Below are 12352 nucleotides of genomic sequence, written 5' to 3' on the forward strand. Positions count from 1 at the left end.
TGTAGGAGTTCGGGATTGCTGGATATCCTGGATTTGACACAAATTTTGTAGGAGTGAGCCTGCTCGCGATAGCGGTGGGTCATTTAGCAATGATGTGGCAGATAGACCGCGATCGCGAGCAGGCTCACTCCTACAGGGTTCTTTGGGCTACTAAAGATCTGTGGTTTGCCACAAACCTGTGGGAGCAAGCCACAGGGATTGAAGGCCGGCATTGGAATAGTTGATCTACAACAATATCCGCCGATCCCGGCGGCGGTATTCTGAATGGGCTGAAAACAGCCGTGCTGTGCGCACGTCACAGGCCTTGTGGCCAAGGTGGCGCTAAATGAACAAAAAACGCATTGTCTGGGGGAGCATTCTCCTGGGCCTTCCGTGTGTCTTGCTTCCGGTACTTTTGATGGGTTACGTCGCCTGGATGTTGAATCTGGCGGCGGCGCAGCAACGTCTGGAAACCCTCGCTTCCGTCGCCTCCAGTCGCGCCCACGGGACTTTCAGTGAAGCCGCCGGCGCACTGAAATCCATCGCGGGTTCGCGTCTCGCGCCGTGCACGCCGGAAAGCATCGACGAAATGCGTCTGCTGACCATCAACACCCTCTCGGTGAAGTCGATCGGCTACGTCGAAGAAGAGATTTACGCCTGCGGTTCCTGGGGCCCGGTCGGGCAGCACGCAACGCCATGGCGCGAGGACTTCACCACATCGGACGGCGTGCGCGTGTCGCTCGGCGTGCAGTCGCGCATCGTTGCAGCGAAACCGATGATGGCGCTGCAGTACGCGGCGTTCAACGTGCTGGTCGATCCCGAGCAGTTTTTGCATGTGATGCTTGATGAGGATTTGCACCTGGCGGTCGGCACCGCGTCCGGGCAACTGGTCAGCGCCTCGCGCCCGGGCGCGGAACACTTTCTTGCTCGCGTACATTCCGGCCCGCACTCGGGCCTTGCCGACGGCTACCTCTACACCCTCGTGCACAGCGGCGACTGGGTCGCCATCGCCGCGCTGTCGCGCCATGAGCTGATGCAAGGCTTGATCCGCCGGGAGTTACTGCTGTTGCCCATCGGTGGTTTGCTCGCCGGGGTGCTGGTGTTGCTGATCGTGCGCCGCACCCGGCAACGTCTGTCGCCGCTGGCGGAACTGCAACTGGCGGTGCGCAATCGCGAGTTCGTTGTTCACTATCAACCGATCATCCGCCTCAGCGACGGTGCCTGCGTTGGCGCTGAGGCACTGGTGCGCTGGCAGCATCCGGATGGCTCGCGGGTCTGCCCCGATGCGTTTATCCCACTGGCCGAGCACAGCGGTTTGATTCTGCCGATCACCGATCAAGTGATTGACCACGTGATGGACGACCTCGGTCCGCTGCTGGTCAAGGAACGCAGTCTGCACGTGGCAATCAACCTGGCGGCGAAAGACGTCAGCAGCGGCCGCTTTCTGCCGATACTCGACGCTGCGTTACGCCGCGCCGACGTGCAACAAAAGCAGATCTGGCTGGAGGCCACCGAGCGCGGCTTCGTTGAGATTGATGCTGCCCGCGCCACCGTCAATCGCGCCCGTGAGCTGGGTTATCTAGCGGCTATCGATGATTTCGGCACCGGGTTTTCCAGCCTGCAGCATTTGCAGCAACTGCCGCTGGACGTGCTGAAGATCGACAAGTCGTTTGTCGACAATATCGATCAGGATGCCGCGACCGGCACCGTGACCGGCCACATCATCGAAATGGCCAAGAGTTTACGTTTGCAGATCGTTGCTGAAGGTATCGAGACCGAAGCGCAGCGCGACTACTTGCGCCGTCAGGGTGTGCAGTTTGGGCAGGGTTGGCTTTTTGCCAAGGCGATGCCGGCGGAGGAATTCTTGCGGTTCTATCAAGAGCGGGCAAACGTGCTTGTCGACCATCCAGCGCTAGAAAGCGTGTAACTATCGACGAGCCCCGGACAAGCCACCCGCCAGCCGATCAAGAATTTGCACGAGCTCAGGTCGCGTCCATTTTTCCCACGGTACGACCTCCTCGTCATCACCGGTGTGCCTATGCTCTCCGGAATCAAACGCCAGGTAGATGGAAAAAGCCGGCTCGGGCATTTCGGCATCCTTGCCGAGGTTGACGATATCGCCGATCAACAGATTCATCACCTCGTCGCATGCGTGAAAGTCGCGTACACCGCTAAGGAACTGATCGGCCATGGCAATCGCGACTTGATTCAACAGGTCGCGAGGATTCATCTGCACAGCCTGACAAATAAGGCTCAAGTCGTGAATCGTGTCTTGCTCCAGGACTTGCAGAACGTAAGCAAGATCAGCGCGGCTCAAGGTCAAGGCGTGCCCTCCGGGCGTACAGTGAAGTGTGCGCGCAGCATGCAATGGATCGCCGCCAATGCCAACGTCTGCTGCACACTTCAATTGGTTTTGCTGACAACCTTGATGTCTGTAATCCCTACCCGCTTGGCCCGCTCGAGAATCTCCTCGGCCGTCGAATCCGCTGTAGGCATGATCAAGCCGTTTTCCGCATCGCCCAGATGCAGTTCCAGCAAATGCATCGCGGCCTCGTGCTTGGCCAACTGCTGCTCCTTGAGTTCAAGCAGAAAAGTCCGAGGCTCGCCGTTGAATAGATATTTGATGTGATAGGTGTACATGATGTCATCCACGTCAGTAGGAAAAGGCACTGATTATCCTGACGCGACGGTCAGTTCTTAGTTCAAATTGAATCGCCTCTCTGGCCAATCTGAATTCATGGCAAACTTTTTCCTTGCCCAGGCGTCCCTTTCTTAAACCCCTTACCGGCTGATTTCAGCCAAGGATCGGCGATGACCTTCTTCATTTTTCTTCTAGCCTGCGCAGCGGCGGCAACCACCGGCGTGATGTTCAAACCAGGGCCGTGGTACGAAGGGCTGAACAAACCCGGTTTTACCCCGCCCAATTGGGCGTTCCCGGTGGCCTGGACGATTATCTACCTGCTGCTGGCCTGGGCCGGTTACCGCTTGAGCTTGATCCCCGGTAGCCAGACCGTGCTGGCGTTGTGGGCGGCGCAGATTGCGCTGAACACGCTGTGGACGCCGGTGTTCTTCGGCGCCCATCAGGTGCTGGCGGCGATGGTGATTCTCACCGTGTTGTGGCTGGTGGTCGCGGCGATGGTGGTGCTGGCGATACAACTGGACCTGATCACTGGCTTGATCCTGTTTCCTTATCTGGCGTGGCTGTGCGTGGCGGCGGCGTTGAACTTTTCCATCCTGATCAAGAACCGCTGATGAGCAGTGACAATCAGGGCAGTGCAACACCATGGCCGCAGGGCGAGCGCGAGTTGGCGCAGGTGCGCGCCTTCAACCGCAAACTCGCCTGGCTGCCGCGTTTCAAGATCCGCAACCGCCTGACGCCGCGTTTGATTCAGGCGCTGTTGCGCGTCAGCCAGATCGGCGGCTCTGGCGTGTTGCGCAAATTTTGCCTGACAGCTGAGCACCGACTGATCGATAAAGTGCCCGTGCGGATCATCCGCCCCAAGGGCCCGGCGAAAGGCGTGGTGCTGGATTTTCACGGTGGCGGCTGGGTGATCGGCAATGCGCAGATGGACGACAACTTCAACGCGGCCATCGTCGACAGCTGCCAGGTGACCGTGGTCTCGGTGGATTATCGACTGGCGGTGTCCACGCCCATCGAAGGACTGCTGGAAGATTGCCTCAACGCCACTCGCTGGTTATTGCACGAGGAGGAGTTTGCCGGCCTGCCCGTCGTGGTGATCGGTGAATCGGCGGGCGGCCATCTGGCGGCGGCGACCCTGTTGGCGCTGAAACAATGGCCCGATCTGCTGCAAAGAATCTGCGGCGCATTGCTGTACTACGGCGTCTACGACCTGACCGGCACGCCAAGTGTGCGCAGCGCGCCTGCCGACACGCTGGTGCTGGACGGCCCCGGCATGGTCGAGGCGTTGCGCCTGCTCACGCCTGAGCTGACTGACGAGCAGCGCCGTCAGCCACCGTTGTCACCGCTGTACGGCGACTTCGCCGGTTTCCCACCGGCGCTGCTGTTTGCCGGCGAACTCGATCCACTGCGCGACGACACCCTCGACATCGCCAGGCGCTGGGCGCAATCGGCGCCGGTCGAGATGTACCTGCTGCCCTCCTCGCCCCACGGTTTTATCCACTTTCCCACGGCCATCGCCGAGGGTGTGCTGGCGTACAGTCGGCAATGGATTTCGACGCGCATAGGGAACGCTGGCTCGCCACAAACGCCAGCAGCTTCACCGTCTACTTAGCCCAAGCGTCACCGTTACAGTAAGATCTGTGCGCACCTCCTTGGCCAAGGAGACAGGCGAATGAATACGAAGGGATAACGTGAACCTACGAGATCAAATCGAGAGGACTTTTCAAGGCAAAGCCTTTGCCCGACCTCTTTTCTATTCCTGCCCCGGAGGTCTGCGCTTCGAGCTCTCCGAAACGGGTGGGATCATTGAGCAGTTCCTGACCGCCCTACGAAAATCGACAACGATCTGCAGCGATATCTTTTCTGACGCGGCAACGTTTGTGGCGTGTCTGCGCACTCACTCAGGCAACCATGGCTTTACTCATCGGGCCGCGATTCGGGCATTTCGATCTGCCGGCATTGATATTCCTCCTGAACGCTCAATCTGGAGCGAGGAGATAGATGTCGAAGAATGGTATTGCGAAGAAGAGCCTGAGTACTGGATCAACATCGCGTTCGAAGCGCCAATCACAAGCCTTCAAGCATTTCTCTGGTGCGCGTTGACTAAAGATTTTGGCGCTATTGAGCCCAATCCCCACTGTGATGTGTATCTGTTCAATCTGCCGAAACAGGTCATGGTTTTTCCCTACGACGACAGAGGCATGGATGTCGTCGGCCCTAATGCACCGCTACTTTCGCAACTGTACGAGCGGCACAATCAATACCTGCTGGACTATGACCGCTCGGCCATGGACACCACGTTCGCAGGGGCGCGTTAGTCGCTACACCGGGCGCTGACATCAGCGACGAATCCAAAAAGGGAGCTTTTGGGCGTGAGCAATACTGGGGGCGCAATATGGAAATAGATCGTCTGCTCAAGAAGCGGCAACTCAATGTGCAGGAACAGAATGCGGTGACTGCCCATCGCCTGACGGAAACCGCTCGATTCTGGCGTGATACCAATACTCCCGAGGCCTTGGCACGTTTCGGCGAGCGCCAAGGTGTTGATTGGTCAAAAACCGTCGTACTCGATCTTGAAGTCGACTTTCCCGGAATGCCACGGCTGTATGGCTTGATCCTCGATCAAGCGGAACGGTTCATAGCGTTTCAAATTGACACCGACAGCGATCATCAACACGTTGATTTCGTAAGCCAATGGGAGGATGTCTCGGCGCATCAGAACTATTCGGCTTCCGAGCGCGGCACTGGCAAAGGCTTTGCTGTGATTGCGTTGCAGGTCAGGCGTGAAGTACTTGCACATCGATAGGCGCCGGTTTTCAGGCATAGGTTTCCTCTCCCTTGAAGGCCGACAATCGCCGCACTCAGGCGATGTAGAAGAAGTACAGCGCCAAGCCAAGCAATTGCATGAGCAGCAGAATGGAAAGTAAATGATTACAGCCCTTCCAGACGTTGCTCACCGGTTTGTTTCTGGCGACTCGGTAACGCAGGTAACTGTCGAGTGACAACGACGCCGTGGGGATCAACACGAACAAAAACGTCAAAAAGAAATTAAACATTTCCTTTGTCCATCGACTCCCAACATGAAACCGGATTTGTTCGCTGCATCGCGCGCTGCTCAAGTCGTCTGAGCAGACAGCTTAGCTGATCGGCATGCCCCCGGAATCCGTGGGGTTCTCCGCCGCTGTGTCCCGGGGCGATAACACTGGGTGGGGACAAGTCTGTGACATGCAAACCCTCAAGTCCGCCATTCAATGGCAGAATCCCCTGACCCTGATGATTTCGGAGACCACAATGCTGCGCGTGTTTGAACAACGGCTCGACCCATTTCCTCCCGACGAAGCACCGCCTCCGCCCGTCGGCCTGATGCGGTTCCTGTGGGCCTGCACGCGCGGTGCACGCGGTTATATCCTCGCGCTGGCGCTGCTCAGTGCCGGCGTGTCGATCTACGAAGCCTGGCTGTTTTCTTTTCTCGGCCAGGTCGTCGATCTGCTCTCGACGTGGCAGGCCGGCGGTGGAGTCAACGCGCAGGAAAGTCGCGTGCTGTGGGGCATCGGTATTGTGCTGTTTATCAGCATCGGTCTGGTGGCGCTGCGCACCATGGTTCAGCACCAGATCCTGGCGATCAATCTGCCGTTGCGGCTGCGCTGGGACTTCCATCGGCTGATGCTGCGGCAAAGCCTTTCGTTCTTTTCCGATGAGTTCTCCGGGCGGGTCACGACCAAGGTCATGCAGACCGCACTGGCCGTGCGCGAAGTGTTGTTCACCCTCATCGAAATAGCACCGGGCATTGGCGTTTACTTCATTGCGATCATCGCCCTGGCCGGCGGCTTTGCCCTGAAACTGATGCTGCCGTTCATTATCTGGGTCGCGTTGTTCGGGCTGGCGATGGTGTACTTTGTGCCGCGTCTGGGCCAGGTCGGTCAGGAGCAGGCTGATGCGCGATCGTCGATGACCGGGCGCATTGCCGACGCCTACACCAACATCACCACGGTAAAACTGTTCTCGCACTCCAAGCGTGAAGCGCACTTCGCACGCGCGGCGATGGAGGATTTCAAACTCACCGGGTTCCGCCAGATGCGTCTGGTCAGCCAGTTCGAAATCGTCAATCAGGCGCTGGTGGTCGGGCTGATTATCGGTGCCGGCGGCTATGCCCTGTGGCTGTGGCATCTGGGTCAGGTCGGCACCGGCGCGGTGGCGGCAATCACCGCCATGGCGCTGCGCATCAACGGCATGTCGCACTGGATCATGTGGCAGATGACGTCGCTGTTCGAAAACATCGGCACCGTGCAGGACGGCATGGCCACCCTCACCCGTGGCCCCAAAGTGCAGGACGCACCAAACGCCGACGTGCTGGTGCCGGCGGGCGGCGCGGTGACGTTCGACAAGGTGAACTTCAACTACAACGGTGAACGTCAGGTCCTCGACAACCTGAGCCTGAGCATCCGCGCTGGCGAGAAAATCGGCCTGGTCGGCCGCTCCGGTGCGGGCAAATCGACGCTGATCAATCTGCTGCTGCGCTTCTATGATGTCGACAGCGGTGAGATCCGCATCGACGGCCAGAACATCGCGCACGTGACGCAAGACAGTCTGCGCAGCGCCATCGGCATGGTCACCCAAGACACGTCGCTGCTGCACCGCTCAATTCGCGACAACATCGCCTACGGCCGCCCGGACGCCACCGACGAAGATATCCGCCGCGCCGCCGCCAATGCGCAGGCCGACGGCTTCATCAGCCAACTGAGCGACAAGCAGGGCCACAGCGGCTACGACACTCTGGTTGGTGAGCGCGGCATCAAACTCTCCGGCGGCCAGCGCCAACGCATCGCCATCGCCCGAGTGATGCTGAAGAACGCGCCGATCCTGCTGCTCGACGAAGCCACCAGCGCGCTGGACTCGGAAGTCGAAGTGGCCATTCAGGAAAGTCTTGATGAAATGATGCAGGGTAAGACCGTGATCGCTATTGCCCATCGGTTGTCGACGATTGCGGCGATGGATCGACTGATTGTCATGGATGAGGGGCGGATTATCGAGCAAGGGACGCACACTGAGTTGCTGAGCAGAAACGGTATTTATGCGCGGCTCTGGCAGCATCAGAGTGGTGGGTTTCTCGGTGAGGATCAGGGTGTGGCGACGGCGATGGATCAGGCTTGAGGGTGTGGGGCTGGTTGGAAGCAGTCGCTTTTGGGTGACTGCTATCGGCCAAAAGCGGACGATCAATTAGGAGTTGTAACAAAGAGTTGTCCGCCATTTAATGAGTGATCGAACATCAGGTTGATGAACCGAAAATGAGTAAATTGGGCTGCACATGTGGCCATGTGATTACCGATCAGACCGACGGCTTGCCCTATAAGGCGAGCCTGCTTCGCGACGAGGTAGAAAATGAATTTTGGGATGAGGTGCACCGTGAACTCAAACCCCTGGTAGAGGCTGCGGAGTCCGGAGACAAGGCTGCGATCGCCGATGCATTTGGCGAGTTTTCACCCTGGTTCAGCGCTGCTGACAAGCTGCAAGACCGGATATCCAGCCTTTACATTCGCCGAATGTCGAGTGCCTACGAGTGCCAGAACTGTGGACGCCTTTGGGTGCAAAAAGATGACAGTGAAAGATTTGTTTCCTATGTCCCTGAGGAAGGCGCATATGGCGCAATCCTGGCAGTAGCATCAGGAGGATCTGAAAATCTGAATTAAGCGTTCGCGATTGGTCGACAGCGGAGACTGCAATCGGCAGCAGTCGTCCAGTGGACACAGACCTTTACAGGGAGTTAGGGTCGCTCTTTAACTAAGAGGCTGCTCCATGGATGTTATTGCCGATTACTCAAACGAACACCATCGAATGCCTGTCATGGCGCTATGGGAAACCGTTTTCGGTTACGAAACCGCGCACAACACGCCGAGCCTGGCTATCGATAAGAAGCTGGCCGTCAAGGACGGCCTCTTCTTTGTCGCGCTGTCCGGAAATGAAGTAATAGGCACCGTTCTCGCGGGATATGACGGTCATCGTGGTTGGTTATATTCAGTTGCTGTGCACCCTGCACATCGCAGAAAGGGTTTGGGCGCACAACTCGTTAATCATGCTGAGCGCGCCTTGACCTTGCGCGGCTGCATGAAAATCAATTTGCAAATCGTCAACACCAATGAAAGCGTTAAAACCTTCTACGAATCTCTTGGCTACTCGACCGAACCGCGCATCAGCATGGGGAAAAAGGTCGATTCGAATATCGCAACACCCGGGCGGTAGTTTAGAGAGCGTCCACTGGCCGACAGCAGTCGTTCGTGAGCGGATATCGCCTCATCCAAGACATGCAAACACTCACCCGCTATTGCCCAAGACGCAGTCCATCGATGACCCACCGCTTGATGAACACACATTTTCAACCCATTGGCACCGCAAACACCGCACTGGCCCGCGCCACCGTGCGCTCCCCAACATGCAAACTGACAGCAGCAAACGCCAGTTGCCGGCCTTTTTTCGAATACTCCAAACGCACTTCCAGCCACTCGTTCATCTGCACGGCGCCGAGATAATCCAGGGTCATGCTCGCCGTGATCAATGGCTGTGGAGGGTCGCTGGAAAACGCCATGGCGTAACCCATCCCGACATCGGCCAACGTCGCCAATACGCCGCCATGCAAGGTGCCACGGCCATTGGCATGGCGTGAGTCGGTTAACAAACCCAGTTCCAGTTGCAACCCGCTGCCCCTCGCGTAGATCGGGCCCAGCAAATCAAGCAACGGGCTGCTGCGGGTAAACGCAGTGAAACCTTCGGGAATTGCGATGGCGTCCATGGTCCCTCCTGGTGCCGTTGACTCACCGGCTTCATTGACCTTAATGGGAGGGTTTATTGGCAATCGTCTGATGGAGCAAGAACTATACGGATGTGGAATCTCCAGTGATCAACTGTCGAAGCAGGACCGACCGATCATCCCGTGGACGCCAGATCGCCACGTTCCATCATTCGAACACTGGCAAACGTCGATTCGTTGCGCGCTTGGTCGAGCGTCGTCAGCGGCTTGATTGTTGACGGCTGCGCTACCGGTTTGCGACTCATCTCAGAGCCGGAGCGCTCATCACTCGGCGGCACGCCAAAGTGCTCGCGGTAGCATTTGGAGAAATGCGGCGTTGAGACGAACCCGCACACGTACGCCAGCTCAACGATCGACAGGGACGTCTGCTTGAGCAGTTGTCGTGCGCGAATCAGCCGCAACCTCAGGTAGTAACGCGACGGCGTGCATTGCAGGTATTTCTGAAATAGCCGCTCCAGCTGTCGACGTGACAGGTCGACGTATTCGGCCAGGTTATCCAGGTCGATCGGCTCCTCAAGATTGGCCTCCATCAACGCCACCACTTCTTGCAGCTTGGGCTGATGCGTGCCGACCACATGCTTGAGCGGTACGCGTTGGTGATCCTGCTCATTGCGGATGCGTTCGTAGACGAACATCTCGGAGATGGCGGTGGCCAGTTCACGACCATGATCGCGCGCAATCAGGCGCAGCATCATGTCCAGCGGCGCGGTGCCGCCGGAGCTGGTGAAGCGGTTGCGGTCGAGGGTAAACAGACTGGTGCTGACATTGACGCGCGGAAAAGCTTCCTGCATCGCCGCCAGAAATTCCCAGTGCACGCTGCACTCGTAGCCGTCGAGCAACCCGGCTTTGGCGAGCGCCCAGCTACCGGTGCACACCCCGCCCAAGCGCTTGGACTGTCGCGCCAAGGCTTGCAGCCACGTCGTGTGCTCGCGGGTAATTGCGCTCTGGATGCCGACGCCACCGCAGACGATAACCGTGTCCGCCACGGAGGGATTGCTCCACGACCCATCCGGGGTGATCGGCACGCCATCGCTGGCCCAGACCGCCGCGCCATTGGGGCTGAAGGTATGCCAGCGATACAGCGTTCGCCCCGTCAGTTGATTGGCCATGCGCAATGGCTCGACGGCGGACGCCAATGACATCAGGGTAAATTTGTCCAACAGCAAAAACCCTACGGATTGGGTTGTACCGTCGGCTACGGAGGGGGTCGATGACATCATGGCCTCATAAAAATCGGTCGCGACGCAGGCGTCTGCCATTCCCTCCGACATAAGTGGAGGGAGTATCAGGTTCGGCGCAACCGCCTACCCCACCGACGTGACCCTCGCCGCTGGCGCGGGATGACGCGACGTCAACAGGCCAATGAAGGAAATCGCCAGCGCCAGGCCAATGGTTGTCGTGACTTCAGTGCGGTGTTGCGGGGTGATCATCATCACCGCCAGCGCGGCGCAGATGAATACGATCACCAGCCACGTCAACCAGGGAAACAGCCACATGCGGAAGGTCAGCTCGACGTTGCGCTGTTGCAATATCCGCCGCATGCGCAACTGCGACACCGCGATGGCGAGGTACACCAACAGGGCAATCGCTCCGGAGCTGGCCAGCAGGAATTCAAACAGCCCGGCAGGCATGAAGTAACTCCACACAGTGATCGACGCACCGAGCACGGTGCTGGCGATAACCGCTGCGCGCGGCACACCTTCGGAAGAGGTCGCCTTCAGCGCTTTCGGTGCATCGCCACGCCGGCCCAGCGAGTACAGCATCCGCGAAGCAATGTAGATCGAGGAGTTCATGCAACTGGCCACGGCAATCAGCACGACGACGTCGACCATGAATTTGGCGTGGGGAATGTTCATGATTTCCAGAGCGCGCTGATAAGAGCCGACCGAGGCCAGCAACGGATCATTCCAGGGCACCACGGAGATCACCACGAAGATCGACAGCAGGTAAAACACGCCGATACGCCAGATCACCGAACGGGTGGCCTTGGCAATGTTTCGCGACGGGTCATTCGATTCGGCGGCGGCGATGGTCACCGCTTCGGTACCGATGAAGCTGAACATGATGGTGATGAACGCACCGACCACCGCTGACAAGCCGTTGGGTGCAAACCCACCGTGCTCGGCCATCAGCCCGCTCAAACCGCTGACTTCTCTGTCGGGAATCCAGCCCATCAACACGGCAAAACCAACACCGATAAAACCAATGATCGCCACGACCTTGGCCATGGCGAACCAGAACTCGAATTCACCGTACTTGGCCACGCTGAACAGGTTGGTCACCACCAGCGCAATGATCGAGCCCAACGCGAACAGCCAGGCATCGACCTGCGGAAACCATTGGTTCAGCACATGCCCGGCGGCGAGCGCTTCGATGGGAATCACCAACACCCAGAACCACCAGTACAACCAGCCGATAGTGAAGCCAGCCCAGCGTCCGATGGCTTGATCGGCATAGGTCGAGAACGAGCCAGTGTCGGGGTTAGCCACCGCCATCTCACCGAGCATGCGCATGACCAGCACAACGAGCAAACCGGAGAACAGATAAGCCAGCAGAACCGCCGGCCCCGCCGCCGCAATGGCATGTCCTGAACCTACGAACAATCCGGCGCCGATAATCCCGGCAATGGACAACATAGTGACGTGACGAGGCTTGAAGCCCTGCGCCAATTGGCTACTCGAATCCGTTGAGTTCGGGCTGATCATTGGTTTTTTTATTCTCTGCTGAACGACATTCTAGCGAGTTGACCAAGGCAATCGAGCACTGTCGTTGCCTGCCGAGCCCCCCGAAAGAAGCCCCCTTCAACCGCCGCAGTTCTTATCAACCCCATGATCTGGATGGGATTATTTTGATGTGAAGACGCGTCACCTTACCCGGCCTGTCAGATGATTCAGTAGCCTGATTGCGTCATGGTTGTGTCTGATATCGAC

General features: G+C 58.2%; 14 protein-coding genes. 8 read left to right on the forward strand and 6 right to left on the reverse strand.

Going from position 1 to position 12352, the window contains the following annotated elements; translation table 11 throughout:
• Positions 1-397 precede the first annotated feature (397 nt).
• Entirely contained in the window at positions 398-1906 is a 1509-nt protein-coding gene (locus HU754_RS16635; protein ID WP_225919914.1) for an EAL domain-containing protein, read from the forward strand.
• On the opposite strand, the gene HU754_RS16640 is transcribed toward HU754_RS16635, so the two are convergent.
• On the reverse strand, positions 1907-2302 hold the full coding sequence (locus HU754_RS16640) for a hypothetical protein (RefSeq protein WP_186624215.1): 396 nt from the start codon (positions 2300-2302) through the stop codon (positions 1907-1909).
• Positions 2303-2382: 80 nt separating this feature from the next.
• Positions 2383-2649, reverse strand: a complete 267-nt coding sequence (locus tag HU754_RS16645; RefSeq protein ID WP_225919915.1) for a hypothetical protein — start codon at positions 2647-2649, stop codon at positions 2383-2385.
• Positions 2650-2790: 141 nt separating this feature from the next.
• On the opposite strand from HU754_RS16645, the gene tspO reads away from it, so the two are divergent.
• The 4 genes from tspO to HU754_RS16665 all read left to right on the forward strand — a co-directional run bounded on the left by tspO (position 2791) and on the right by HU754_RS16665 (position 5426).
• Positions 2791-3231 (forward strand): tryptophan-rich sensory protein TspO, encoded by a 441-nt coding sequence (tspO, locus tag HU754_RS16650; RefSeq protein ID WP_007916213.1) that lies wholly within the window; start codon positions 2791-2793, stop codon positions 3229-3231.
• Entirely contained in the window at positions 3231-4232 is a 1002-nt protein-coding gene (locus HU754_RS16655) for an alpha/beta hydrolase (protein WP_186624214.1), read from the forward strand. The genes tspO and HU754_RS16655 overlap by 1 nt, the downstream gene beginning before the upstream one ends.
• A gap of 79 nt (positions 4233-4311) precedes the next feature.
• Positions 4312-4938, forward strand: a complete 627-nt coding sequence (locus HU754_RS16660; protein ID WP_116255636.1) for a DUF3885 domain-containing protein — start codon at positions 4312-4314, stop codon at positions 4936-4938.
• Between the two features lie 77 nt (positions 4939-5015).
• Positions 5016-5426: a hypothetical protein gene (locus HU754_RS16665; protein WP_186624213.1), complete on the forward strand. Its 411-nt coding sequence runs from the start codon at positions 5016-5018 to the stop codon at positions 5424-5426.
• A gap of 55 nt (positions 5427-5481) precedes the next feature.
• Here the strand turns inward: HU754_RS16665 and HU754_RS16670 are convergent, their stop codons facing one another.
• On the reverse strand, positions 5482-5676 hold the full coding sequence (locus HU754_RS16670; protein WP_093433302.1) for a hypothetical protein: 195 nt from the start codon (positions 5674-5676) through the stop codon (positions 5482-5484).
• A 235-nt stretch (positions 5677-5911) separates the two neighbouring features.
• Between HU754_RS16670 and HU754_RS16675 the strand changes: the two genes are divergently transcribed.
• From HU754_RS16675 to HU754_RS16685, 3 genes are all read left to right on the forward strand, one after another.
• Entirely contained in the window at positions 5912-7771 is a 1860-nt protein-coding gene (locus HU754_RS16675; RefSeq protein WP_186624221.1) for an ABC transporter ATP-binding protein, read from the forward strand.
• Positions 7772-7905: 134 nt separating this feature from the next.
• The gene (locus HU754_RS16680; protein ID WP_189661517.1) at positions 7906-8307 is read left to right on the forward strand and encodes a DUF8617 domain-containing protein; all 402 of its coding nucleotides are present in this window, start codon (positions 7906-7908) and stop codon (positions 8305-8307) included.
• Positions 8308-8413: 106 nt separating this feature from the next.
• The gene (locus tag HU754_RS16685) at positions 8414-8857 is read left to right on the forward strand and encodes a GNAT family acetyltransferase (protein WP_186624211.1); all 444 of its coding nucleotides are present in this window, start codon (positions 8414-8416) and stop codon (positions 8855-8857) included.
• 133 nt (positions 8858-8990) lie between these two features.
• On the opposite strand, the gene HU754_RS16690 is transcribed toward HU754_RS16685, so the two are convergent.
• The 3 genes from HU754_RS16690 to gabP all read right to left on the reverse strand — a co-directional run bounded on the left by HU754_RS16690 (position 8991) and on the right by gabP (position 12127).
• Complete coding sequence (locus HU754_RS16690; RefSeq protein ID WP_095049916.1) at positions 8991-9404, reverse strand: PaaI family thioesterase; 414 nt, start codon at positions 9402-9404, stop codon at positions 8991-8993.
• A gap of 134 nt (positions 9405-9538) precedes the next feature.
• Positions 9539-10639 (reverse strand): choline metabolism transcriptional regulator GbdR, encoded by a 1101-nt coding sequence (gbdR, locus tag HU754_RS16695; protein WP_186624210.1) that lies wholly within the window; start codon positions 10637-10639, stop codon positions 9539-9541.
• A gap of 87 nt (positions 10640-10726) precedes the next feature.
• A complete protein-coding gene (gabP, locus tag HU754_RS16700; RefSeq protein WP_186624209.1) occupies positions 10727-12127 on the reverse strand; it encodes a GABA permease in 1401 nt (466 codons plus the stop codon).
• Positions 12128-12352 lie beyond the last annotated feature (225 nt).

It is taken from the genome of Pseudomonas zeae (genome assembly GCF_014268485.2).
Classification (GTDB): Bacteria; Pseudomonadota; Gammaproteobacteria; order Pseudomonadales; family Pseudomonadaceae; genus Aquipseudomonas; species Aquipseudomonas neuropathica.